This is a genomic window from Sphingomonas sp. NPDC019816, from assembly GCF_050274375.1.
GTDB lineage: Bacteria > Pseudomonadota > Alphaproteobacteria > Sphingomonadales > Sphingomonadaceae > Sphingomonas.
Genome location: NZ_JBNNOB010000052.1, coordinates 1 through 22675, shown reverse-complemented (window position 1 = coordinate 22675; position 22675 = coordinate 1). Strand labels below are relative to the sequence as shown.

The 22675-nt window shown below is 67.1% G+C and carries 22 protein-coding genes and 1 tRNA gene; 11 read left to right on the top strand and 12 right to left on the bottom strand.

The features are described 5' to 3' along the window. The first annotated feature begins 15 nt into the window (after positions 1–15). The 3 genes from ACQKJZ_RS09700 to tnpC all read left to right on the top strand — a co-directional run bounded on the left by ACQKJZ_RS09700 (position 16) and on the right by tnpC (position 2417). A tRNA-Met gene (locus ACQKJZ_RS09700) sits at positions 16–92 on the top strand. A gap of 262 nt (positions 93–354) precedes the next feature. Further along, positions 355–756: an IS66 family insertion sequence element accessory protein TnpB gene (tnpB, locus tag ACQKJZ_RS09695; RefSeq protein WP_427730976.1), complete on the top strand. Its 402-nt coding sequence runs from the start codon at positions 355–357 to the stop codon at positions 754–756. A gap of 50 nt (positions 757–806) precedes the next feature. Then, on the top strand, positions 807–2417 hold the full coding sequence (gene tnpC / locus ACQKJZ_RS09690) for an IS66 family transposase (protein ID WP_427730975.1): 1611 nt from the start codon (positions 807–809) through the stop codon (positions 2415–2417). A 34-nt stretch (positions 2418–2451) separates the two neighbouring features. On the opposite strand, the gene ACQKJZ_RS09685 is transcribed toward tnpC, so the two are convergent. The 4 genes from ACQKJZ_RS09685 to uxuA form a co-directional block, all read right to left on the bottom strand. Next, positions 2452–2781: a hypothetical protein gene (locus tag ACQKJZ_RS09685; RefSeq protein WP_427730974.1), complete on the bottom strand. Its 330-nt coding sequence runs from the start codon at positions 2779–2781 to the stop codon at positions 2452–2454. A gap of 331 nt (positions 2782–3112) precedes the next feature. Next, on the bottom strand, positions 3113–4495 hold the full coding sequence (locus tag ACQKJZ_RS09680; protein WP_427730973.1) for a mannitol dehydrogenase family protein: 1383 nt from the start codon (positions 4493–4495) through the stop codon (positions 3113–3115). Continuing rightward, positions 4492–5904: a glucuronate isomerase gene (uxaC, locus tag ACQKJZ_RS09675; protein ID WP_427730972.1), complete on the bottom strand. Its 1413-nt coding sequence runs from the start codon at positions 5902–5904 to the stop codon at positions 4492–4494. The genes ACQKJZ_RS09680 and uxaC overlap by 4 nt, the downstream gene beginning before the upstream one ends. 2 nt (positions 5905–5906) lie before the next feature. Next, a complete protein-coding gene (gene uxuA, locus ACQKJZ_RS09670; RefSeq protein WP_427730971.1) occupies positions 5907–7085 on the bottom strand; it encodes a mannonate dehydratase in 1179 nt (392 codons plus the stop codon). 452 nt (positions 7086–7537) lie between these two features. Here uxuA and ACQKJZ_RS09665 point away from each other — a divergent pair, with 452 nt between their 5' ends. Further along, positions 7538–8458 carry a sugar kinase gene (locus ACQKJZ_RS09665; protein WP_427730970.1) on the top strand — a complete coding sequence of 307 codons (921 nt, stop codon included), beginning with the start codon at positions 7538–7540 and terminating at the stop codon, positions 8456–8458. Between the two features lie 191 nt (positions 8459–8649). Further along, on the top strand, positions 8650–9327 hold the full coding sequence (locus ACQKJZ_RS09660) for a CDP-alcohol phosphatidyltransferase family protein (protein ID WP_427730969.1): 678 nt from the start codon (positions 8650–8652) through the stop codon (positions 9325–9327). A 57-nt stretch (positions 9328–9384) separates the two neighbouring features. On the opposite strand, the gene tyrS is transcribed toward ACQKJZ_RS09660, so the two are convergent. From tyrS to serS, 5 genes are all read right to left on the bottom strand, one after another. Continuing rightward, entirely contained in the window at positions 9385–10611 is a 1227-nt protein-coding gene (tyrS, locus tag ACQKJZ_RS09655; RefSeq protein ID WP_427730968.1) for a tyrosine--tRNA ligase, read from the bottom strand. A 109-nt stretch (positions 10612–10720) separates the two neighbouring features. After that, positions 10721–11131: a hypothetical protein gene (locus ACQKJZ_RS09650; protein WP_427730967.1), complete on the bottom strand. Its 411-nt coding sequence runs from the start codon at positions 11129–11131 to the stop codon at positions 10721–10723. A gap of 74 nt (positions 11132–11205) precedes the next feature. After that, positions 11206–12447, bottom strand: coding sequence for a peptidoglycan DD-metalloendopeptidase family protein (locus ACQKJZ_RS09645; protein ID WP_427730966.1), 1242 nt, complete (start codon positions 12445–12447; stop codon positions 11206–11208). After that, positions 12448–13212, bottom strand: coding sequence for a 5'/3'-nucleotidase SurE (gene surE, locus ACQKJZ_RS09640; protein WP_427730965.1), 765 nt, complete (start codon positions 13210–13212; stop codon positions 12448–12450). After that, on the bottom strand, positions 13212–14489 hold the full coding sequence (gene serS, locus ACQKJZ_RS09635) for a serine--tRNA ligase (protein WP_427730964.1): 1278 nt from the start codon (positions 14487–14489) through the stop codon (positions 13212–13214). The genes surE and serS overlap by 1 nt, the downstream gene beginning before the upstream one ends. A 90-nt stretch (positions 14490–14579) precedes the next feature. Between serS and ACQKJZ_RS09630 the strand changes: the two genes are divergently transcribed. Next, the gene (locus ACQKJZ_RS09630) at positions 14580–15095 is read left to right on the top strand and encodes a host attachment family protein (RefSeq protein ID WP_427730963.1); all 516 of its coding nucleotides are present in this window, start codon (positions 14580–14582) and stop codon (positions 15093–15095) included. Positions 15096–15120: 25 nt separating this feature from the next. On the opposite strand, the gene ACQKJZ_RS09625 is transcribed toward ACQKJZ_RS09630, so the two are convergent. Next, positions 15121–16023, bottom strand: coding sequence for a hypothetical protein (locus ACQKJZ_RS09625; RefSeq protein ID WP_427730962.1), 903 nt, complete (start codon positions 16021–16023; stop codon positions 15121–15123). Between the two features lie 453 nt (positions 16024–16476). Here ACQKJZ_RS09625 and dksA point away from each other — a divergent pair, with 453 nt between their 5' ends. Together dksA and ACQKJZ_RS09615 are read left to right on the top strand one after the other, a co-directional pair. After that, a complete protein-coding gene (gene dksA / locus ACQKJZ_RS09620; protein ID WP_427730961.1) occupies positions 16477–16938 on the top strand; it encodes an RNA polymerase-binding protein DksA in 462 nt (153 codons plus the stop codon). Positions 16939–17095: 157 nt separating this feature from the next. Further along, positions 17096–17500 carry a PilZ domain-containing protein gene (locus ACQKJZ_RS09615; protein WP_312489766.1) on the top strand — a complete coding sequence of 135 codons (405 nt, stop codon included), beginning with the start codon at positions 17096–17098 and terminating at the stop codon, positions 17498–17500. Between the two features lie 221 nt (positions 17501–17721). Here the strand turns inward: ACQKJZ_RS09615 and ACQKJZ_RS09610 are convergent, their stop codons facing one another. Beyond that, positions 17722–17877 carry a YdcH family protein gene (locus tag ACQKJZ_RS09610; protein ID WP_427730958.1) on the bottom strand — a complete coding sequence of 52 codons (156 nt, stop codon included), beginning with the start codon at positions 17875–17877 and terminating at the stop codon, positions 17722–17724. 206 nt (positions 17878–18083) lie between these two features. On the opposite strand from ACQKJZ_RS09610, the gene ACQKJZ_RS09605 reads away from it, so the two are divergent. Both ACQKJZ_RS09605 and ACQKJZ_RS09600 read left to right on the top strand, forming a co-directional pair. After that, positions 18084–18281, top strand: coding sequence for a YdcH family protein (locus tag ACQKJZ_RS09605; protein WP_312489768.1), 198 nt, complete (start codon positions 18084–18086; stop codon positions 18279–18281). A 73-nt stretch (positions 18282–18354) separates the two neighbouring features. Continuing rightward, positions 18355–18816 (top strand): DUF1465 family protein, encoded by a 462-nt coding sequence (locus ACQKJZ_RS09600; protein ID WP_427730957.1) that lies wholly within the window; start codon positions 18355–18357, stop codon positions 18814–18816. Here ACQKJZ_RS09600 and ACQKJZ_RS09595 read toward each other — a convergent pair. After that, positions 18813–19778, bottom strand: a complete 966-nt coding sequence (locus ACQKJZ_RS09595; protein WP_427730955.1) for an NAD(P)H-dependent flavin oxidoreductase — start codon at positions 19776–19778, stop codon at positions 18813–18815. The two genes, ACQKJZ_RS09600 and ACQKJZ_RS09595, sit on opposite strands and share 4 nt — an antisense overlap. Positions 19779–19929: 151 nt before the next feature. Here ACQKJZ_RS09595 and ACQKJZ_RS09590 point away from each other — a divergent pair, with 151 nt between their 5' ends. Continuing rightward, a complete protein-coding gene (locus tag ACQKJZ_RS09590) occupies positions 19930–22515 on the top strand; it encodes a M1 family metallopeptidase (RefSeq protein WP_427730953.1) in 2586 nt (861 codons plus the stop codon). Positions 22516–22675: the final 160 nt, after the last annotated feature.

The window sequence follows — 22675 nt, the reverse complement described above, 5'->3', positions numbered from 1 at the left end:
AATCTCCCCCACCTCCGCGGGGTGGAGCAGCCCGGTAGCTCGTCAGGCTCATAACCTGAAGGCCGCAGGTTCAAATCCTGCCCCCGCAACCATACCCTCGCAAACGACACACTACGCCGCCCCCTCAGGGCGGCGGCGTCGTTTATAGCATACGCCGCATGGCGATACAGCGTGTAGGCTGCATGACGTGGCCCGTTTCCTCATCCACTTCGACCTAAGCCGGCCCTCGAAGGGGCGGACGGAATGAAGCGGAAGTAGTTTTGCCATCGCAGACTATTGGCCGTTTGCGGGAATTCGAAGTGGATAGAGGGGCCACGATACATTGCCGCAGGGCATCGCCTTCGCCGGGCGAGCATGGCTGATCTGACAGCGACCAGGTCAGACTGCGGGGTATCGGGCATAGTGATAGCGTTGGCACCGGGCACCAAGGTGTATCTCGCCTGCCGACCGGTCAGCATGCAGAAGGGCTTCGACGGGCTGACCGCGCTTGCCAGCCAGGTACTCTGCGCCGACCCGTACTCGGGCCACCTGTTCCTGTTCCGGGGCAAGCGCGGCGACTATCTGAAGGCGCTGTACTGGGACGGCTCGGGCATGTGCCTGTTCGCCAAGCGGCTGGAGAAGGGCCGGTTCGTGTGGCCGCCACTGGTCGACGGCGGCATCGTGCTCAGCCCCGCGCAACTGGCGCTGCTCATCGAGGGCATCGACTGGCGGCGCACTGTGGCACCGGGCCCGGTGACGGCGCCGACCCTCGTCTGAACGGCGCTTTTTTGTCCTTTTTGCTTGGCCCGAGTCCGGCCGGTGGTAGGATGGGCCATGTCGCTGGCGATGGTCGATCTCCCTCCGACCCGGACGAACTGCGCGCCTTTGCACAGGCGTTGCAGGCCAAACACGCAGCCACTGCTGCGGAGCTGGCCAGCACCGCGGCCGAGCTCCGTGCGGCCAAGGCGACCATCCAGCTGACCGCGCTGGAGATCGAGAAGCTGAAGGTCCAGCTGGCGCATCTCAGGCGTATGCAGTTCGGCCAGTCGTCCGAGCACCTCTCCCGCGAGATCGAGCAGCTAGAGCTGCGGCTGGAGGAGTTGGAGACGGTCGAGGCTGAGGCGAGCAGCGCGTCCGCCGACGCCAGCGTGCCGCCACCCGCCCGTGAGAAGCGCAAGCCCAAGCGCCTGCCACTGCCCGACCATCTGCCGCGCCACGAGGTCGTCCACGCGGCTCCGCATGCCGACGGCTGCGGCGCGTGCGGCGGGACGATGTCGGCGCTTGGCGAGGACGTGACCGAGGTGCTGGAGTATGTGCCCGGCCGCTTCCAGGTCGTGCGCCACGTCCGCCCCAAGCTCGCCTGCCAGCGCTGCGACGCCATCACCCAGGCGCCGGCTCCGGCGCTGCCCATTCCGCGCGGCAAGGCCGGTCCCGGCCTGCTCGCGCACGTGCTGGTGTCAAAGTATGCCGACCACCTGCCCTTGTACCGGCAGGCGGAGATTTACGCGCGCGAGGGCGTCGACCTCGACCGCTCGACCATGGCGGACTGGGTCGGCCAGGTCAGCTGGCTGTTACAACCGCTGGTCGACCACATCCGCGCCCACGTGTTCGCGGCCGACAAGATCCACACCGACGACACGCCCGTGCCGGTGCTGGCGCCGGGCACCGGCGAAACGAAGACCGGCAGGCTGTGGGTGTACGCCCGCGACGATCGGGGTTGGCAGGGCATCGGCCCGCCGGCAGCGGCCTACTTCTACACGCCAGACCGCAAGGGCGAGCGGCCGCGCGCGCACCTCGCGGGCTTCAGTGGCTTTCTGCAAGCGGACGGCTATGCGGGTTACGACCAGCTGTATGATGGACGCCGACAGCCCGGCCCCATCGTCGAGGTGGCGTGCTGGGCGCACGTCCGGCGTAAGATCTACGACGTGTGGAAGGGGACCGGTTCGACCACGGCTCGCACCGGCGTCACCATGATCGATCTGATGTACGAGGCGGAGGAACTCGGGCGCGGGCTGCCGCTGGAGGACCGGCTCGACCGCCGGCAGGTCGTGAGGGCAGCGGTAAACGGCTTCTTCAACTGGGCCGAGGACACCACGCGCCGCATCTCGGGCAAGGGTGCGCTCGCCGATGCCATCCGCTATGCCGTCAAGCGCCGCGACGCGCTGACCCGCTTCTGCGACGACGCGCGGCTCGAGGCGGACAACAACCGCGCCGAGAACTGCCTTCGTCCCGTCGCGCTCGGCCGTAAGAACTACCTCTTCGCCGGCTCTGACAAGGGCGGCGAGCGGGCTGCGGCGATCTACACCCTCATCCAGACCGCCCGGCTCAACTTCGTCGACCCCCAAGCCTGGCTGCGCGACGTGCTCACCCGCATTGCCGACGGACACCCGGCTAACCGCATCGGCGAACTCGCGCCGTGGCATTTCTCTAACAACTGAATCATGCGGGCAGAAAGCCTTGGGCGCGTACCGTTCAACGGCGAGCCGCAGGTCTGTCGAGAACTGCTACTATAGCGGTGACGATGAAAGGTGAGAGCAGCATGAGCAGTGCGCCAAACATATCAACTCCGGAGCCGTCCGGCGCTCGCTGGTAGGCAATACTCTTTTCAAGCCACCACCCATTAGCTGCCAACGTAAGTGTCAAGCCAAGTAGCCACGGCAGGAGCCGGGTAGATGAACGAAATGCCAGATATAGAAAAGGAAATGCCGTCAGCACGGCATTGGTTGTGACCACACCAATTTCGCTCAGATCAATGTCACGGCTCGAAGCAGCCGCAAAAATTAGTCGCTCACCGATGGACACGGCAGCGCCAATCACGATTGCGAGAACAATGAGTGCTACCCGGGGGGAGCGTTGGTGCGCCTCTGCCATGCGCTACCATATGCTCGCTCCGAAGGCTTCGCTAGTCGCGGCAGATGGACCATCAACCTTAGGTCGTACGGTACTGGTCGGACGCATACGGGCTGCATGACGTGGCCCGTTTCCTCATACACTTCGACCTAAAAGCCGGCCCTCGAAGGGGCGACAGTGCCTTGCTGCCGAGTCCGGTGCGGCCTGCGGGGCGAACATTGCCGGGAATATGCCCGCCCGATCTGGAGCCACCCACGCCTTATCACGGGCGCATGCCCTGTCCTTATCCTTGCGCTATCAGGTCCGTCAGCATCCGAAGCGTGGCGTCCGATGCGACCCAGCGTCCGGCGTAGAGCCCCTTGGGTCCGAACAGTGCCTCGGCCATTCCGTTTCTCCCGGCCTGCTGCCAAAGTTCGCGAAGTTGGTCGGCCATGGGATCGTCGACGGCGCCATGCTCCCCGCAGACATGGATCACCCATGCCGCCAAGGCTGCTAGCGTCGCCGGACAGTCTTCGCTGCGGGACCCATTGATCGCCAGCGCGTCGAGCCACCGGGGGCCGATCTTCTGCGATCCGTCCATGGCGATCTGGGCAAGGCGGTGGGGCAAGGCGGCATTGCCGAAGCGTGCGATCAACGCATCGGCATAGGCGTCCAGATCCTGCCCAGGCGCGGGGGCGATCGTCCGCGCGGCCTCGATTCGCATGAGACGCTCGATCATCGGGCGGAGGGCCGGATCGGCGATCGCCTGATGGACATAGCTGTGGCCCGCCGCAAGCCCAAGATAGGCCAGTGCCGAATGGGCCCCGTTGAGCATCCGCAACTTCGCGGTTTCATAGGGGCGGACGTCGCTGACCATTTCGGCGCCCACGCGGTCCCAGCCGGGGCGGGGGGTGGCGAAGCGATCTTCGATCACCCATTGGCGGAAGGGCTCGGTCACCACCGCCGCGTCGTCGTGCATGCCCAGTCTTGTCGCGACCTGCTCGTAATCGGCGGCTTGCGTCGCGGGCACGATGCGGTCGACCATCGTGGAGGGGCAGGCGCATTCGCGCGCGAACCATGCCGCGTCTTCGGGGGCAAAGCGGTCACAATAGGTCTGCAATAGCCCGGTCAGAACCTGGCCGTTCTCCGCCAGATTGTCGCAGGACAGGATGGTCAGCCCGCCGATGCCGGCGATCCGGCGGGCCCGCATCGCGGCCGCGAGGATGGTGTAGATGGTCTGCCCCCGGGCGGCGGCCTCCAGGTCCAGCGTGCCGTCGGGGCGACGCAGATATCCCTTTTCCGTGACCGTCAGCGTGACGATCCGCGTCGATGGCATCGCCAGCCGTTCCGCAAGACCTGTCGGATCGTTCGGTGCGACGATGACGTCGCGCACCGCGCCGATGATCCGGGCCTCGTCACCGTCCGTGCCACCACGCGTCGTGACCGAATAGAGGCCGTCCTGCGGCATCATGGTGTCGCGAACCTGCGGCGATCGGAGCGAAACGCCGGTGATCGCCCAGTCCCGGTCGCCGCCCGCCATCGCATCGTCGGTAAAGACGGCCTGATGCGCGCGGTGGAAGGCGCCGATGCCCAGATGCACGATCCCCACGGCCTGCGCATCGCGGTCATAGGCGGGGCGTGACACGTCGGGCCGAAGCCGCGACATCGTGGCGGAGGACAGTCTCATATCCGATATGCCTTGCGAACGAGGGTGCTGGTCAGCTCATGGGCGATTTCGGCCGCCTCCCAATCCTCGATCCGGTGTTCGGCGACGAGCCGGGCGAGAAAGGCGCAATCGACCCGGCGAGCCACATCATGTCGCGCCGGGATGGACAGGAAGGCGCGCGTATCGTCATTGAAGCCGACCGTGTTGCGGAAGCCCGCCGTCTCGGTCGTCATCTCCCGGAAACGACGCATCCCCTCGGGACTGTCGTGGAACCACCAGGCGGGCCCCAGCTTCAGGCAGGGATAATGGCCGGCGAGTGGGGCCAGTTCGCGCGCATAGACGCTTTCGTCGAGCGTGAAGAGGATGATGGTCAGGTCACGCGCATTGCCGACCACATCCATCATCGGCTTGAGGGCATGGACATATTCGGTGCGGACCGGGATGTCGGCGCCCTTGTCGCGGCCATGGCTGGCGAACAGGCCAGCATTATGGTTGCGGAACGATCCCGGATGGATCTGCATCACCATGCCATCCTCGACGCTCATCCTGGCCATTTCGGTGAGCATCTGGGCGCGGAACAGTTCGGCGTCGTCGGCATCCCAGGAGCCGCCGACGATGCGCGCGAACAAGGCCTCGCATTCGGCGCGCGACAGATTGGCGGTCCGCGCGGTGGGATGGCCGTGATCAGTCGCGGTCGCGCCCGCCGCGCGGAAGTCGGCACGGCGCTTGCGATGCGCGGCCAGGTAGCCCGACCAGCTGTGCACATCCTCCCCGGTCAGCTCGGCGAAGGTCGTGAGCGCGCCGGCGAATTGCTCGTGTTCGATATCGATCACGCCATCGGGGCGATAGGTGGTGACGACGCGGCCCCGCCAGCCCGAAGCGCGGATCGCGTGATGCGCATTGAGATTGTCCTGCGCCCCTTCCGTCGTGGCGAGGAAATCGATGCGGAACCGGTCGAACAACGCGCGGGGGCGAAACGCGTCGGTCGCCAGTTGCGCATTGATCGCGTCGTAATAGTGGTCGGCGGTCTCCGTCTCCAACCGCACATCGATACCGAAGACTTCGGCGAAGACATGGTCCAGCCACAGCCGGGTCGGCGTCCCCCGAAACAGGTCGTAATGCGCCGCGAAGGTTCGCCATGCCGCGCGCGGGTCGGTCGCGGGCACGCCGCCCCGGTGCGGGATCGCCAGCGTGTCGAGCGACACCCCCTGCGAATAGAGCATGCGGAACACATAATGATCGGGTGCCAGCAACAGCGTGGTGGCGTTGTCCCAGGCCGCGTCGGTTGCGAACCAGCGCGGATCGGTATGACCATGCGGGCTGACGATGGGCAGGTCGCGGATATCCGCATAAAGACGGCGGGCGATGTCGCGTGTCGTCGGGTCGGCCGGAAACAGCCGGTCGGGGTTCATCTCAAGCGGTCGTGCCATCGTCAGTTCGCCTTTCCATGCGCCAGCCCGCGCTCCAGACCGCGCAGCTCGGCCAGCCCGCGCATCCGTCCCAATAGCGAATAGCCGGGATTCGTCACCTTGGTCAGGTCATCGATCATCTGGTGGCCGTGGTCGGGGCGCATGATGATCGAGCGATCCTCGCGCTGTTGCAGCCGGACGATCTCGTCCACCACCTCCACCATTTGCGCGCTGCCTTCCAGATGCGCGGCCTCGTGGAAGGCGCCGTCCGGCTCGCGCTGGACGCTGCGCAGATGCAGGAAGCCGATGCGCGAACCCAGGCGCCGGACCATGCCTGGCAGATCGTTGTCGGGCCGTACGCCGAATGATCCGGTGCAGAAGCACAGGCCGTTGGCCGGGCTGGGCACCGCGTCGAACAGCGCGGCCACATCGGCCTCGGTGCTGACCATGCGGGGCAGGCCGAAGATGGGAAAGGGCGGGTCGTCGGGATGGACGACCAGCTGGATACCGCACGCCTCCGCGACCGGGCAAAGCGCTTCGAGAAACGCGATATGGTTCGCGCGCAGCCGTTCGGGGCCCGTATCGGCATAGCCCTGGATCGCCTCCAGGAACTGGACGGAGGTGAAGCTTTCCTCGCTGCCCGGCAGGCCGGCGATGATGGTGCGCTCCAGCCGCAGGCGGGCCGTGTCGTCCATGGCGGCATAGCGGCGGGCGGCGCGCTCCACCAGCACCGGGTCATAGTCCGTCGCCGCGTCCGGGCGGCGCAGGATATGGATGTCGTAGAGCGCCACCACCTCCAGCTCGAAGCGCAAGGCGCGCGCGCCGTCGGGCAACTCCCAGGCCAGGTCGGTCCGGGTCCAATCGAGCAGCGGCATGAAGTTATAGGTGACGGTGGTAATGCCCTCGGCCGCCAGATGGCGCAGCGTTTGCGCATAATGGTCGAGCAGCTGGTCGCGATCGGGGCCCGCGGTCTTTATCGCCTCGTGGACGGGCACGCTTTCCACGGTGGTCCAGGCCAGCCCCGAAGCCTCGATCGCGGCACGGTGCGCGGCGATTTCGTCGCGCGGCCACACCACGCCGTTGGGGATGTGGTGAAGCGCCGTCACCACCTGGGTCGCACCCGCCTGCCGGATATGGGCCAGCGGCACGGGATCGTTGGGGCCGAACCAGCGCATCGCCTGCGTCATCAATTTCGGGTGCATGGTCGGGCTTTCTGTAAGGTCTTGCTGTGCAGGTCAGCGGGGGATTTCGGGGTTCGAGGCGAGGCTCGGGGACGTTGGCCCGTCGATCGGCCGATGCGGCGAGCGTGGCGGCGCGTCCGCCGTGCTAGGGAACGCGAGCGATGCGCCCATGGCGAATGACCTCGATCGGCGTCACGCCATCACGCATTCCGTGCTCCCTTCATGCTTCATGTCCGGTCGACGCCGGACTTACCAAGGACTATATTTTGGTAATACCGATTTGATAAGCCCCTGTCATGCGATTGTTCGACGACCTATGCCGTCATGATCGTATCATTTGCGGGGTGACACCCGGCATCGACGGAGGTTCCACCGGCGGATACAATACGCCTTGCCTTACCAATTCTTTGCGGCTGGCGACCGCGACGGCCTTCGCATACAGGATGTCCAACGACGTATAGGGAGAGTGGAACATGCGGGCGGTCGTCATCGGCGAGGGGATGCTGGAGCTGTCCGGTGCGGGCGACATGGGTGGGGCGGGATGGCGGCTCGGCTATGGCGGCGATACGCTCAACACGGCGCTTCACATGGCGCGATCGGGTGCGGACGTGGCCTATGCGACCGCGTTGGGAACCGATGCCTTCAGTGACGATCTGCTGTCGGCCTGGGCGCGCGATGGGCTGGATGTGGCGATGGTGCTGCGCGATCCGACGCGGATGCCGGGCCTGTATGCCATCCGCACCGATCCGACCGGTGAGCGGAGCTTCGCCTATTGGCGCAATGACAGCGCCGCGCGGGGATACTTCGCACAGCCCGGTGCCGCCATGCTGGCATCGCACGCGATGGCCGCCGATCTATTCTATTTCTCGCTCATCAGCCTCGCCATCCTGCCCGATGAAGGTCGCCATGCGCTGCTCGACGTCGCGCGGCAGGTGCGTGCGGCGGGGCGTACGGTGGCGTTCGATGGCAATTACCGGCCGAAGCTCTGGGTCGATCCGGCCGAGGCGATCCACTGGCGCGACGCCGCGATCGGCTGCGCGACGATCGGCCTGCCGACCGCCGAGGACGAGGCGCTGTTGAGCGGAGAAGCGGATGCCGAGGCGGTCGAGGCGCATTGGCGGGCCAAGGGTGCCCAGGAAACGGTGGTGAAGATGGGGGCCGACGGTTGCCGGTTGACGGGTGGCCGGGTCATCGCGCCGGCCGCGCCGCTGGTCCCGGTCGACACGAGCGGGGCGGGGGACGCCTTCAACGCTGCCTATCTCCTCGCCCGGATGGCGGATGCGCCGCCCGCCGACGCCGCCCGTGCCGGGCATCGCCTGGCGGGCTGGGTCATCCAGCGGCGGGGCGCCGTGCCCGATCGCGATGCCGAGGCGCCCTATCCGGTCTTGGACTGACCACGCTGGCCTGGGCCGGATAGGGTCCGGGGGCTGATTGATACTCCCGTTTTAAATCGGCCCTTCGACCGGCACCGCCGACAGATGCCGGGCGTCGGGCGGGCTCATTTCCTGCGACGTACCGTGTCGTTCGGGAGAGCCAAGCCATTTCAGGCGGTTGCGCATCGGCCAAGCGTGCCGCATAGTGGCGCATGGAACAACGGTTACACACGCCGCAGCCGCTTGACCGCATTCAGCAGAATTGGCTCGCGACCACCGAGCGTCGGATTTTGAACTGGCTGTGCGCCAAGATGCCCCCCGCCATGACCCCCGACAAGCTGACCGCGATCGGTATGGCGGGGGCGGCGCTGGTCTTTGTCGGTTATGTCTGCAGCAATTTCGGCGCGATCTGGCTGACGGTCGCGCTGGCCGGCTATGCGGTCCAGTGGTTCGGCGACTCGCTCGACGGCAGCCTGGCGCGCTATCGCAAGATCGAGCGACCCTCCTATGGCTATTTCCTCGATCATAGCTGCGACGGCATCGCCAATCTCATGATCGTGCTGGGCATCGGGCTGTCGCCCTTTGTCGGCATGAACGTCGCGCTGATCGCGCTGGCGGGCTATTTCCTGATGTCGATGCACGCCTTTCTGGCGGCGCGGGTGATCGGCGAGATGCGGCTGTCCTATATGGCGGCGGGGCCGACCGAGCTTCGCCTGTTCCTGATGCTGCTGACCGTCGCGATGATGTTCGACGATCCGGCCAAGGACCTGATCGGCAATGTCTCGGGCTTCGACATCCTGATCGGTACGATCGGGGCCGGCCTCATCCTGTTGTTCATCGTGCAGACCTTCGCGGTCGCCCGTCAGTTGGCGGTTACCGACCGACGCTGACGCATCACCGGCCGGTTGCCGCCGTCTGGCGACCACCGGCCCTGGATGGCGGCTATGTCAGCTCGCGACCAGCAGGCCGTGATGCTTCTTGCCCGACGACAGCTTTACCGGTTGCGCACCCACCGCGATGACGGCCGCCTCGTCGGAGACCTTCTTCCCGTCGATGCGCGCGCCGCCCCCGGCGATCAGGCGCCGCGCCTCGCCCTTCGACTTGGCGAAGCCCAGCCCGATCAGCGCGTCGACGATCGTCACCGATCCCCCCGCGACCACGAAGCTGGGCAGGGCGGCGCCGGCGGCCCCTTCCTCGAAGGTACGGCGCGCCGTCTCGGCGGCTTCATCGGCGGCGGCGCGGCCGCGGCACATGGCGGTCGCCTCGTTCGCCAGGATCTTCTTGGCCTCGTTGATCTCCGCGCCTTCCAGCGCTTCCAGACGCGCGATCTCGTCCAGCGGCAGGTCGGTGAACAGCCGCAGGAAGCGCCCCACGTCGCGGTCGTCGGTGTTGCGCCAGAACTGCCAGTAATCGAAGTGCGGCAGCTGGTCCTCGTGCAGCCACACCGCGCCGGCCATCGTCTTGCCCATCTTGCCGCCGTCCGCCGTGGTGATCAGCGGGGTGGTGACGCCGAACACCTCGGTCCCGTCCATGCGGCGGGCGAGCTCGATGCCGTTGACGATATTGCCCCACTGGTCCGACCCGCCCATCTGGAGGCGGCAGCCATGGCGCTGCGCCAGTTCGCGGAAGTCATAGGCCTGAAGGATCATGTAGTTGAATTCGAGGAAGCTCAACGACTGCTCGCGGTCGAGGCGCAGCTTCACCGAGTCGAACGACAGCATCCGGTTGACCGAGAAATGCTGCCCCACCTCACGCAGGAAGGGAATATATTCCAGCGCGTCGAGCCAGTCGGCATTGTCGACCATCACCGCATCGGTGGGGCCGTCGCCGAAAGTCAGGAAGCGTTCGAAGATGCGCTTGATCGAGGCGACATTGGCCTTGATCCCGTCTTCACCGAGCAGCTTGCGTGCCTCGTCCTTGAAGCTGGGATCGCCGATCTTGCCGGTGCCGCCGCCCATCAGGACGATCGGCTTGTGGCCGGTCTGCTGCATCCGGCGCAGCAGCATGATCTGCACCAGGCTGCCGACATGAAGCGACGGCGCGGTCGGATCGAAGCCGATATAGCCGGGGACCACGCCGCCTGCGGCCAGCCGGTCGAGCGCGGCGGCGTCGGTCATCTGGTGGACGTAACCCCGGTCATCCAGGGTGCGAAGCAGGTCGGACTGGTACGTCATGATGGCGATCCGTTACACCGCCGTTCCGCGTTCGTCACCCTCCGCCGATAGAAATGGAGCGCAGGTGGACGGACCACCCGCGCTCCTCTGTCACGGCCTTGGCCAGGCGTTAGCGGCAGACGGTACGCCCGCCCCGCTCGACATAGGTGCAGGGGCGATAGCCCGAACCCCGGCCGGTATAGTTGGTATAGTCGCCCTGCGAACGGGGATCGACATAGCCGGGGTTGCGGCGCGCACGGTCATATTCGCGCGCGACCCGCGCATCGCGGCGCGCCTGCCAGCCGTTACCGCGCCAGCCCCGGTCGTCGCGCCATCCGCGACGCTCACCACGCCAGTCCCGGCGATCGTCGCGGCGGTCGCGCCGCTCGTCACGCCACTCGCGGCGATCCCGAATCCGGTCGTACCGCGGTCCGTCGCGCCAGGACTGCGCCTGCGCTTCCGACACGGGGAGCGCGGTGGTGGTGGCCACCCCGGCGACCGACAGGCCCAGCATGGCAAAGACGTGGAGGAACTTCTTCATACGCCTACTCCTCGGGGCAATGGCCCCATGCCGCCATTTAACCGGCAAGGCGCTGTCGCGTTCCTTAACGGGACTCAGCGTCGGGGAAGCTGACTCAGCGGGTCGACGGGTGTACGGCCCCGGCGCAGCTCGAAATGCACCTCCGGCTTGTCGGCGAAGCCGGTCTGCCCGGACAGGGCCAGCGTCTGCCCGCGCTTGACCGCCTGCCCACGCTGCACGAGCAGCTTGGAGGCGTGACCATAGACGCTCGTCCAGCGGTCGCCATGCTTGACGATCACCAGTCCGCCGAGCGCGGGAATGCCATCGCCGACATAGGCGACGACGCCGTCCGCGGTGGCCTTGATCGGGGTGCCGATCGGGACGGCGATCTTGATGCCGTCATTGCGCTCACCACTCGCGCCCGCGCCGAACCGTTTCACGACACGGCCCTCGACCGGCCATACGAACCCGGAATTGAGCCGCGTCGGCGCCGCGACCACCGCCGTCGGCGGCAGCACGCGTGACGGCGTGGCGCTGGGCTTGGCCGGCGCCTGGTTGCTCGCTAGGGCTGGTTCGCCACCGGTCAGGATGTCGTCGATGTTGAGCGAAAAGGCGGCCGCGCGTTCGGCGGCGGTGCTGGCGGGCGCCCCGACCACGCCGCCGGGGATCAGGATCCGTTGTCCGGCGCGCAGGACATAGGGTTCGGTCAGCGCATTGGCATCGACGATCTGAGACCAGGGTACGCCATAAGCGCGCGCGATCGCGATGCCCGTTTCGCCCGAACGGACCAGATGGAAGCGGCCGCCGGGGATGATCAACCGCTGTCCGACCCGCACCATATAAGGGGCCGAGAGCGCATTGGCGCGCGCGATCGCATCGGCCCCGGCGCCCGTCCGCTCCGCGATCCCGCGCAGCGTGTCGCCGGGCCGGACGATATAGGTCGTGCCCGCGATCTCGCGCGCGTCGGGGGTGACGGGGCGGATCTCCCAGGAGGGACGCGGGGCGGGCAGGGTGGCGACCGGCTTTGACGGACGATCCTGCGATACGGGGGGCTCGGCCGGGGGGCGTTGAATCTGGGGGCGGGCGATCGGCCGGGCGGCGCCGGCGCTCACGGGAACCGACCGCCGGATCGGCGGGCGAGGTCCGCTGGTCGAGGCGCGTGCGGCCCCCGGCGCCGGACGCTGGGCGGCGGGGGCCGGCTGCACGGGTGGCGCCTGGACGATGGGCGGCGTGGCGGAGCCGGCGGGCGGCTCCATATTGGGGATGCAACCCGTGACCAGCATCCCGATGCCGACGATCCCCAGCTTCCGTTCCACGCCCCGTACCCCCCGGCTCATTCAGCGATAGGCCGCGTCGAGCATAGCAAGAGATGCGTCATGCGTAAGATCGAGATGCAGCGGCGTCACCGCGATATAATCCTCGGCAATCGCGTCCAAATCCGTGTCATCGCCCGGCCGATGCGGCAGGCGACCGAGCGCGAGCCAGTAATAGTCATAGCCGCGCGGATCGCTGCGCCGTTCGAAGGTGGCGCGGCCATAGTCGCGCAGGCCCTGCCGGGTAGTTCGGATACCCTTCACCGCCTCCGGCCCCACCGGCGGGAAGTTGATGTTGACCAGCGTGCGCGGTCCGAAATCCCGGTCTAGCAACGGGCGAAGCACCCGCTCGCCCCAGGCCTCGGCCGTCGCGAAGGAAACGCCGTCGCCGACCCCCTGCCGGGCGTAGCGCTGGCTGAGGGCGACCGAGCGGATGCCGGCCAGGGCGCCTTCCATCGCGGCGGCGACCGTCCCGGAATAGAACACATCCTCGCCCAGATTGGCGCCGCGATTGACCCCCGACAGGATCAGATCGGGCTTGCGATCCGCCATCACCTCGCCCAGCGCCATGAGGACTGAATCGGTCGGCGTGCCGGTGACCGAAAAGCGCCGCTCGCCGAACTGGCGCAGCCGCATCGGCCGTGTCAGCGTCAGCGAACGGCTGGTCCCCGACTGGTCCTCCGCCGGCGCGACGATCCAGACATCGTCCGACAGCGTCGCCGCGATCCGCTCCAGCGCGGCGAGGCCGGGCGCGTGATAGCCATCGTCATTGGTCAGCAGGATGCGCATCAGCGCGGCTCCAGCACCGCCTGCCCGCTCAGATAGGGACGCAGCGCCTCGGGCACGACGACCGAGCCATCGGCCTGCTGATAATTCTCGATCACCGCCACCAGCGTCCGGCCGACCGCCAGACCCGAGCCGTTGAGCGTATGGACGAAGCGCGTGCCCTTGCCCTCGGTGGGGCGATAGCGCGCCATCATCCGCCGTGCCTGGAAATCGGTGCAGGTCGAGCAGGACGAAATTTCTCGGTAGCGCGCCTGACCCGGCAACCAGACCTCCAGATCAAAGGTGCGCGCCGCCGAGAAACCCATATCGCCGGTGCACAACAGCATCCGGCGATAGGGCAGGCCCAGCGCCTCCAGCACGCCTTCGGCGGCGGCGGTCATCCGCTCATGCTCGGCATCCGACTGTTCGGGCGTGGTGATCGACACCATCTCGACCTTGTCGAACTGATGCTGGCGGATCAGGCCGCGCGTATCGCGCCCAGCGGCACCCGCTTCGGAACGGAAACAGGGGGTCAGCGCGGTAAAGCGCAGCGGCAGTTCCTGTTCGCTCAGGATCGCCTCGCGCACGATATTGGTCAGCGAGACCTCGGCGGTGGGGATCAGCCAGCGGCCATCGGTGGTGCGGAACAGGTCCTCGGCGAATTTGGGCAGCTGGCCGGTGCCGAACGCGGCCTCGTCGCGGACGAGCAGCGGCGGCTGCACCAGTTCGAAGCCATGCTGCTCGGTCATACGGTCGAGCATGAACTGGCCGAGCGCGCGCGACAGCCGCGCCATCGCCCCGCGCAACAGGGTAAAGCGCGCGCCCGACAGCGCGACGCCGGTATCGAAATCCATGCCCAGGGCGGGCGCGATCACATCATGTTCGCGTGGGCCGAAGGCGAACGTGGCCGGCTCGCCCTTCTGGTGGACCAGTACATTGTCGTTCTCGTCCGCGCCTTCCGGCACATCGGCGGCGGGCAGGTTGGGAATGGCGGCAAGCGCGGTGTTCAACTCGGCCTCGACGACGCGCTCCTGCTCTTCGAGTTCGGGCAGGCGGGCCTTCAGCTCGGCGACCTCGGCCATCAGCGCCTGCGCGCGCGCCTCGTCCCGCGCGGCCTTGGCCTGACCGATCTGCTTGGACAGGTCGTTGCGGCGGGTCTGGAGCCCTTGCGTCTCGGTGTTGATCGCGCGGCGGCGTTCGTCGATCGCGATCAGCGTGGCCGACTGCGGCGCGGCACCGCGCTTGGCTAGGGCGGCGTCGAAGGCGGCGGGGTCGGTCCCGATCAGGCGAATGTCGTGCATGGGGGCGAGGCTATGGCCTTCGCTCCGCCGTCACGCAACCCGTGGCGAAGCCGTCGCGTTATCCCTTTCGCACAGACAAGGAGATACGCGATGCAAGTCCCGCACAACAGCTTCGTGCTGGTCGTCGATGGCCGCAAGAGCCTGTTCTTCCGCAACGAGGGGGATGCCGAATATCCCAATCTGGTCGTCGAACACGCGGTCGAGCATCCCAACCCCGCCGACCGCGATCAGAAGACCGACAGCGCCGGCGCGGCGTCCTCGACGCAGAGCGGTGCGGGCGCGCCGCCGATCGCGCAGGGCGGATCGAATCAGGCCGGCGGTGGCGGGCAGGGCGCACAGTTCGCCGCGTCGCGCGGATCGATGGGCGAAACCGACTTTCACCAGCAGGAAGAGGATCGCTTCGCGGCGGAGACCGCCGACATGCTGAAGCGCCGTGCGATGAAGCATGAATTCGAATCGCTCATCATCGTCGCGCCGCCCAAGATGCTGGGGGAGCTGCGCAAGCATTATCACAAGGAAGTCACCGACCGTCTGGTCGGCGAGATCGCCAAGGACCTGACCGGCCACCCCGTGCCGGATATCGAGGCCGCGCTGCAAAAGGCGTAACGCGGTCCCCCCGGCCGGCGGCGCGTCAGACTTTGCTGACGAGCCGCCGCCGGATCACGAGTGCCGCCGCCGCTGCGCCGAACAGCAGCACCATCGGCGGGGCGGGGACCGGCGTCGGCGGACCGCCCGTCGAACCGCCCGAAGACGACGCGCTGCTGGCCGACGAGGCGCTCGACGCGCTGGAGGCCGAACTGGCGGACGAGCCGTTGGACGACCAGCCATCGCTGCTCGATCCATAGCCGCTCGACGACGCCGATGATGCGGAGGATGCCGACGAGGCGCTCGACGTCGAACTGCTGACATCGCCCGAGGAGGAACTGGTCGACGACACGTTGCCCGAGGATGACGTGCTGCTGACCCCGCCGGTGGAAGTGGACGTCGACGATCCGCCCGTCGAGGTCGAGGATCCACCGGTCGACGTCGAACTGGAGGATCCGCCCGAACCGCCCGAGGCCGAGGATGTCGAGGTCGATCCGCCGCTGCTGGTGGAGGAGACGACGATATTGCCGTTCGATCCCCCGCCGAAGCCCCCGCCGAAACCGAAGCCGCCGCCAAAGCCGCCCCCGAATCCTCCGCCGAAGCCACCACCCCAGCCGCCGCCCCAACCGCCGATCACGGCCGGAACATAGCCGCCGCCGCTGACCGCGGCTGGCGCGGCGGCGGGCAGGGGGACGGGAACGGGGGGTGCCTGGGTCGTGACGGTGACGACGACCGGCGCGGGCGTCGTCGTCGTGGTGACGGTGCGCCGCGTGACGACCCGGCGTGCGGCCTTCGCCACGGGGCGGCGATGCACGATCTTGCGCGCCTTGGTCTGCTTCAGAACGGCCGGACGCTTGGGGCTTTCGACCATATGCACGGCCCCGCCGCCGATCACGGCGCCGCCAGCAGCACAGGCGGTCAGCTTCGCCAAGGCCATTCGCACGGACATCGTAACTCCTTACACGGCTTGCACAGCGTCAGGTGGATACGACCCTTCGGCGCGTCCAGGCTGTTTCGAACATCTCCCCCTTGTCATCACACTGACCAGAAAAGCGTTAAGAGCAAAGCGGATAATCACCTATTTGCGTTCGGTTTTGGGATTCGCAAGCGTGGCATGGATCGGGAACCAATGACCGTTCCCATCGCACGGTGCCGCCGCACCCATTGCGGTCGTGGGCAAAGGCCCTTTTCGAGATTCGGGTGTGGAATATCGATTGCCGCCGGTCGATGCATCCATATCCCGTTCATATCGTAACATTATTATGAAAAAGACGATAACGACGAAATGCCTGTCGCTTGCGGCGAGTGGTGGCACCGACTATAGGCGCTCTCGACCATCAGGGGGCGGCTCCGAGGACGCGGTGCAGAACGGTCGCGCCGACGGGCCCTTTGGGAGAGTGGTATGGCGACGGTGTTGGATCGCATGACGGAATCCGTGGGCCCGAACGTGGCCAATGATCTCGACGAAAATTACCGTCCCAGCGCGGACGAACCCTTTATGAGCCTGAAGCAGCAGGCGTATTTTCGCCGCAAGCTGCAGAACTGGAAGGAGTCGATCCAGCGGGAGGCGCAGGGCACCCTGTCGCAGCTGCAGATCGATTCGCTGCGCGAACCCGACCTGACCGATCGCGCGTCGAGCGAGACCGACTGGTCGATCGAGCTGCGCACCCGCGATCGCCAGCGCAAGCTGATCTCCAAGATCGACGCGGCGCTGCGTCGCATCGACGAAGGCGAATATGGCTATTGCGAAGTCACGGGCGAGCCGATCAGCCTGGGCCGTCTGGAAGCCCGCCCCATCGCGACGATGACGGTCGAGGCGCAGGAGCGTCACGAGCGCAACGAGAAGGTGTCGCGCGACGACTGACCGCGCTTCGGGGGCCGCGCCGCAGATGTCTGCGGGCGGTCCGTCCTGTTTCGGTGCGCTGACCATCCTTGCCTGCGCCGCGATATTAATGGAAAGGCAAGCCTATCGCGCGTAACGCTTGATGCGCGAGGAAGAACGGGGCCGCACGGATTTCGATATGGACGCTATGAGGCGGGAGCCCGATACCGGGCCGGACGGAGCAGAGCAGCAGCGTGACCCGGGCAACCGGACACAGCGGCGCGACAGCCTGTTGCTGATGGCGGCGATGACGCGGGCCGGCGATCCGACGCCGCGCGACGTGCGGGTGCGCAACATCTCGGAGGGGGGCCTGATGGCCGAACTCGGGGTCGCGGTGGAGATCGGCTCGGCGATCATGTTCGACCTGCGCGGCATCGGCATGGTGGCCGGCCGAGTCGCTTGGTGTACGCAGGGACGGATCGGCGTGGCGTTCGATCGGCCGATCGACCCCAAGCTGGTGCGCAAGCCGGTGGGCGGCGGGACCATGACCCCGGAATATGCCAAGGCCGCGACAACGCCCTCGACGAAATCCTTTCACTCCTGAGGCGACTCGTCACCCGGCGTGACGGTTCGGGGATGGTTCGCGAGGTGCGGACGCCAGTGCCTGGCACAATATCGATGCCCGCCGTACGTGAGGTGCCGAAGCGCGTGCCCTAACGATGTAGCCGGGATGGTGACCGGCTTGGAAGCCATGCCGGCAATGCAGTCCCCATGGAGTCGAAAAAAAGGCCGCGGCGGGCTTGGCGCCCGCGCGGCCGATCGATCCTAGATATTCTGGATTTCTTCCTTCAGCCGTAACTTCTGCTTTTTGAGCTGGGCGAGGATCGCGGGGTCGGGCATCGGGCGCTGCGACTCGGCGTGGATTTGCCGATCGAGCGTCGCGTGCTTGGTCTCCAGGGCCGTTTGATGCGCCGTGTGCATAGGGCTTCAACCTCCTGTCCATTGCTAGGGGAATGGAGTAAATCACCAATCGACCCGATTGTCGCCATCGAATTCGGGCGAAATCGACCACCCGAGCCATTTGGCGCGATGACGTGCGATGGGCCTCGTTCGGCTCTCCCATACCCCTCGCGCATGGCGGCGGGGCTTGCTAGAGGGACGTAAGGGCTCGACTGGGGAGGGGCAGGATGGACGTCACGCAGGCACGCGCACGGATCGACATGTTGCGTGTCGAGCATCGCGACCTGGACGATGCGATCTCCGCGCTTCTGTTGTCCTCGGTCCCCGATCAGCTTCAGATCGCCCGGCTGAAGAAGCGCAAATTGCGGCTTCGTGACGAGCTGGCCGAGCTTGAGGACCGGTTGATCCCCGACATCATCGCCTGATCGGTCCGTATCGGGACAGGCCGCCGATCGCGGGTCTTGCCGCGCCGATCGGCCCCGTGCGAGCGAAGCGGACATGTCGCACACCTCCGAGCGTGATGATTTCCAGCGCAAGCTGATCGACGCCCTCTATGTCGAGGCGATGGCCATGGCGGAGGGGGCGCGGGGCTATTTCGACGGTATCGGCCGGCAGGAACGCGACGCGCTCGATCCGGTGCTGCGCGTCGGCTTCTCGTGCGAGTCGCTGAAGGTCACCACGCGCCTGATGCACATCATCGCCTGGATCCTCACTCAGCGCGCGGTCGAGGCGGGCGAACTGCAATGGACCGAGGCGCGCGATCCCGTCCGTCGGCTGGGCGCCTCGCCCGAATCGGACGCGACGGTGCTGGCCAAGCTGCCGCCGCACGCCGCCGCGCTCGCGCATGGCAGCATCGAGCTTCACCGGCGGGTCGAGCGGCTGGACCAGATGGCCGACGAACCGGCGATCGTCCTCAGCCCGGTTCAGGCGCTCCAGGCCCGGCTGGGCAAAGCCTTCTAGCCGATCGCACCCAGCGACAGGCGCGCCCGCGCGGCGGCATATTGCTGCGCGAGCGTGGCGACCCGTTCGGCCGCCGGGACCACCGCGCCCACCGCCCCGATGCCCTGGCCCGCGCCCCAGATGTCGCGCCACGCCTTGGCCGCCTGACCGCCGCCGAAGTCCATCTTGGTGACATCGCCCTCCGGCAGATTGTCCGGGTCGAGCCCGGCGGCGATGATCGAGGCGCGCAGGTAATTGCCGTGCACGCCGGTGAAAAGGCTGGAATAGACGATGTCGCCGGCGCGGCCCGCGACGACGCCCTGCTTATAGGCCGCCGCCGCATTGGCCTCGACCGTGGCGATGAAGGGCGACCCGATATAGGCGAAGTCCGCCCCCATGGCCTGCGCCGCCAGCACCGCGTCCCCCGTGGCGATCGCACCGGCCAGCGCCAGCGGCCCATCGAACCATTGCCGGATTTCCTGGACCAGCGCGAAAGGCGAGAGGCGTCCCGCATGGCCGCCGGCCCCCGTGGCGACCGCGATCAGACCGTCGGCCCCCTTTTCCACCGCCTTGCGGGCGAAACGGTCGTCGATCACGTCGTGCAGGGTCACGCCGCCCCAGCCATGGACGGCGGCGTTGACGTCCTCACGCGCGCCGAGCGAGGTGATGACGACCGGCACCTTCCATTTGGCGCAAGCCTCCAGATCGGCTTCAAGCCGGTCGTTCGAGCGATGCACGATCTGGTTGACCGCAAAGGGGGCCGCCGGGCGATCGGGATGCGCGCGGTCATGCTCGGCCAGTTCCTCGGTGATCCGGTGCAGCCATTCGTCGAGCAGGCTGGCCGGCCGTGCATTGAGCGCCGGGAAGGAGCCGACGATCCCCGCCTTGCACTGGGCGATGACCAGATCGGGGTTGGAGATGATGAACAGCGGCGACCCGATCACGGGCAGCGCCAGACGACTCAAGGCGGGAGGCAGGCTCATGCGCTTGACGATAACGTAAAGGGAAGGGCTGTCCAGCCCATGGCAACGCCGTCGATGGATGCGATGGGATATTATGACATGAGTGACATTTGCTTTGGCGGTGGGAGCGCGTAGAGCTTGGGCCATTCCATTGAGAGAGGCCCTGATCCCGATGAAGTCCGCCCTTTCGGTCCTTCTTGCCCTGACCGTGTCCACCCCCGCGCTCGCCGCCGGCCAGCTGCCGCAGACGGTCGCGCCGGTCGTGTACGACATCACCATTCGCCCCGATGCCAAGGCGATGACCTTCGCCGGCGAGGAGACCGTCGATGTCGATGTGCGCCAGGCGACCGCGACGATCGTCCTGAACGCGGCCGAACTCGCCGTCAGCCGCGCGACCTTCGATGGCAAGGCGGTGCCCTTCACCATGGACAAGGCGGCGCAGACGCTGACGCTGACCCTGCCGCAGGCGGCGTCGGTCGGCCGGCACAAGGTCGGCTTCGCATGGACCGGCACCATCAACCGTTCCGCCAACGGCCTGTTCGCGATCGATTACAGCAACGCGGACGGCAGCCAGTCGCGCATGCTCGCCACCCAGTTCGAGGCGCCGGATGCGCGTCGCTTCGCACCGATGTGGGACGAGCCGGCGTTCAAGGCCAAGTTCCGCCTGTCCGCCACCGCGCCCAAGGGGCAGATGGCGATCAGCAACATGCCCGTCGCCTCGGTCGCGGCGCAGGCCGACGGGACCCAGCTATACCGTTTCGGTGAGACGCCGGTGATGTCGAGCTATCTGCTCTATTTTGGCTCGGGTGATCTGGAGCGCAAGACGGTGGACGCCAATGGTGTCGAGATCGGCGTGGTCAGCCGCAAGGGCGTGGTCGACCAGGGCGACTATGCGCTGGGCTCGGCGACCAAGCTGCTGTCCTATTACAACGACTATTTCGGCACGCCCTATCCGCTGCCCAAGATGGACATGATCGCCGGCCCCGGCTCCAGCCAGTTCTTCGGCGCGATGGAGAATTGGGGCGCGATCTTCTATTTCGAGAACGAGCTGCTCTTCAATCCCAAGGTCATGACCGAGAGCAATCGCCAGCGCATCCACACCGTGGTCGCGCACGAAATGGCGCACCAGTGGTTCGGCGACCTCGTCACCATGCGCTGGTGGGACGATTTGTGGCTGAACGAGGGCTTCGCCTCGTGGATGGAGGGCAAGGCCACCAATGACCTCAACCCCAGCTGGAAGGCCGCCGCCGCCAGCGTCGCGGGCGAGCGCGAGTCGGCGATGGGCATCGACGCGACCAGCGCCACCCACCCGATCATCCGCAAGATCGAGACGGTCGATCAGATCGGCGAGGCGTTCGACAGCATCACCTATCTGAAGGGGCAGGCGGTCATCGGCATGCTCGAATCCACCCTGGGTTCGGACACGTTCCGCAAGGGCATCCGCGCCTATATGGCGAAATACAAATACCAGAACACGGTGACCGAACAGCTTTGGGAGGAATTGTCCAAGGCATCGGGCACCAATGTCGCGACCATCGCGCACGACTTCACGCTGCAGGGCGGCGTTCCGCTGGTCACGATGACCGGTTCGCGGTGCGAGGGGGGCAAGACCATCGCGACGTTGACGCAAGGCCGCTTCGGGCTGGATGAGGCTTCCAAGACGCCGCAGACCTGGCATGTTCCCATCCGCATCGCGACGATCGGCGGCGCGGAGACGAGCGCCATCGTCACGGGCGCGGCCGCGACGCCTGTCAGCGTGGGCGGCTGCGGAACGCTCGTCCTCAATCAGGGCAAGGGCTCCTACACCCGCGTCATGTACGATGATGCCGGCCATGCCGCGATCGTGCGCGACTATGCCAAGCTGGGCCTGGAGGATCGGCTCGGCACGCTGGGCGATGACTATGCGCTGGCGGCTGGCGGCTATCAGGATCTGGGCCGCTGGTTCGACCTGATGGCGCAGGTGAAGGCCGATGCCGATCCGCTGGAATGGGATACCGTCACCGGCGAGTTGAGCCGCCTGGACGGCCTGTACGAGGGCACGCCGCTCGAAAAGCCGCTGCGCGCGAAGATCGCGGCGATCCTGTCGCCGGTGCTCGCCCGCGTCGGGTTCGAGGCGCGGCCCGGCGAGACCGCGCCCGCGTCGAACTTGCGCGAGGCGTTGATCGGCCGGCTGGGCGCGAGTGGCGATCCGATGGTCGCGGCGCGCGCGCGCGGTTATGTGACGGCGCTCGCGAAGAACCCCGATGCGATCCCGGCCGCGATCCGTGGGCCGATCCTGTCCACCTATGCCACCCGCGCCACCCCGGCCGAGTGGGAGAAGCTGCTCGACCTGGCGAAGGCGGAGCGCAATCCGGTGGTCAAGAACTGCTATGTCTCGCTCCTCGGGTTCGCCGAGGACGAGAGCGCGGCGCGCCGGGCCCTGGGTCTGCTCAAGAGCGACACCTTCACCCCGCCGCAGCGCGCCGCGTTGCTTCGTTCGATCGCGGGCGCCCATCCCGACCTGGCGTTCGACTGGGCGGTGGCGAACAAGCCGCTGGTAGACAGCTTCCTGGAGGAGAGCAACCGCGCGACCTTCATCGTCGGGTTGGGCGCCGGTTCGAACGATCCGGCCATGCCTGGCAAGATCGAAAGCTGGGCCGCCGCCAACCTGCCCGAGGGGTCACGCGGCGGCGCCAAGCGCGCCATCTCGCAGATCGCGGTGCGCAAGGCGGTGGCCGATCGCCTGAAGCCGGCCGTCCAGAACTGGCTGGCGCGCTGATGCGAAAGCCGGCGGGGTAGGGTGCCCCGCCGGCCGTCGCCCTCCGCCCGTCGCCCTCTGCCCCCAAACCTCGGTTCAGCCTGAGTGAAGTCGAAGGCCAAGGGGCCGAGCGGCGGTCCACCCTCACCCTTCCCACGCGTCTGCGACGCGCCTCCCTCCC

Excerpts from the sequence above, each read along its gene's own strand:
- tnpB (WP_427730976.1), top strand. The coding sequence starts at position 355 with ATGGCTGATCTGACAGCGACCAGGTCAGACTGCGGGGTATCGGGCATA.
- tnpC (WP_427730975.1), top strand. The coding sequence starts at position 807 with ATGGGCCATGTCGCTGGCGATGGTCGATCTCCCTCCGACCCGGACGAA.
- ACQKJZ_RS09680 (WP_427730973.1), bottom strand. The coding sequence starts at position 4,495 with ATGAGACTGTCCTCCGCCACGATGTCGCGGCTTCGGCCCGACGTGTCA.
- uxaC (WP_427730972.1), bottom strand. The coding sequence starts at position 5,904 with ATGGCACGACCGCTTGAGATGAACCCCGACCGGCTGTTTCCGGCCGAC.
- uxuA (WP_427730971.1), bottom strand. The coding sequence starts at position 7,085 with ATGCACCCGAAATTGATGACGCAGGCGATGCGCTGGTTCGGCCCCAAC.
- ACQKJZ_RS09665 (WP_427730970.1), top strand. The coding sequence starts at position 7,538 with ATGCGGGCGGTCGTCATCGGCGAGGGGATGCTGGAGCTGTCCGGTGCG.
- ACQKJZ_RS09660 (WP_427730969.1), top strand. The coding sequence starts at position 8,650 with ATGGAACAACGGTTACACACGCCGCAGCCGCTTGACCGCATTCAGCAG.
- tyrS (WP_427730968.1), bottom strand. The coding sequence starts at position 10,611 with ATGACGTACCAGTCCGACCTGCTTCGCACCCTGGATGACCGGGGTTAC.
- ACQKJZ_RS09650 (WP_427730967.1), bottom strand. The coding sequence starts at position 11,131 with ATGAAGAAGTTCCTCCACGTCTTTGCCATGCTGGGCCTGTCGGTCGCC.
- ACQKJZ_RS09645 (WP_427730966.1), bottom strand. The coding sequence starts at position 12,447 with ATGAGCCGGGGGGTACGGGGCGTGGAACGGAAGCTGGGGATCGTCGGC.
- surE (WP_427730965.1), bottom strand. The coding sequence starts at position 13,212 with ATGCGCATCCTGCTGACCAATGACGATGGCTATCACGCGCCCGGCCTC.
- serS (WP_427730964.1), bottom strand. The coding sequence starts at position 14,489 with ATGCACGACATTCGCCTGATCGGGACCGACCCCGCCGCCTTCGACGCC.
- ACQKJZ_RS09630 (WP_427730963.1), top strand. The coding sequence starts at position 14,580 with ATGCAAGTCCCGCACAACAGCTTCGTGCTGGTCGTCGATGGCCGCAAG.
- ACQKJZ_RS09625 (WP_427730962.1), bottom strand. The coding sequence starts at position 16,023 with ATGTCCGTGCGAATGGCCTTGGCGAAGCTGACCGCCTGTGCTGCTGGC.
- dksA (WP_427730961.1), top strand. The coding sequence starts at position 16,477 with ATGGCGACGGTGTTGGATCGCATGACGGAATCCGTGGGCCCGAACGTG.
- ACQKJZ_RS09615 (WP_312489766.1), top strand. The coding sequence starts at position 17,096 with ATGGACGCTATGAGGCGGGAGCCCGATACCGGGCCGGACGGAGCAGAG.
- ACQKJZ_RS09610 (WP_427730958.1), bottom strand. The coding sequence starts at position 17,877 with ATGCACACGGCGCATCAAACGGCCCTGGAGACCAAGCACGCGACGCTC.
- ACQKJZ_RS09605 (WP_312489768.1), top strand. The coding sequence starts at position 18,084 with ATGGACGTCACGCAGGCACGCGCACGGATCGACATGTTGCGTGTCGAG.
- ACQKJZ_RS09600 (WP_427730957.1), top strand. The coding sequence starts at position 18,355 with ATGTCGCACACCTCCGAGCGTGATGATTTCCAGCGCAAGCTGATCGAC.
- ACQKJZ_RS09595 (WP_427730955.1), bottom strand. The coding sequence starts at position 19,778 with ATGAGCCTGCCTCCCGCCTTGAGTCGTCTGGCGCTGCCCGTGATCGGG.
- ACQKJZ_RS09590 (WP_427730953.1), top strand. The coding sequence starts at position 19,930 with ATGAAGTCCGCCCTTTCGGTCCTTCTTGCCCTGACCGTGTCCACCCCC.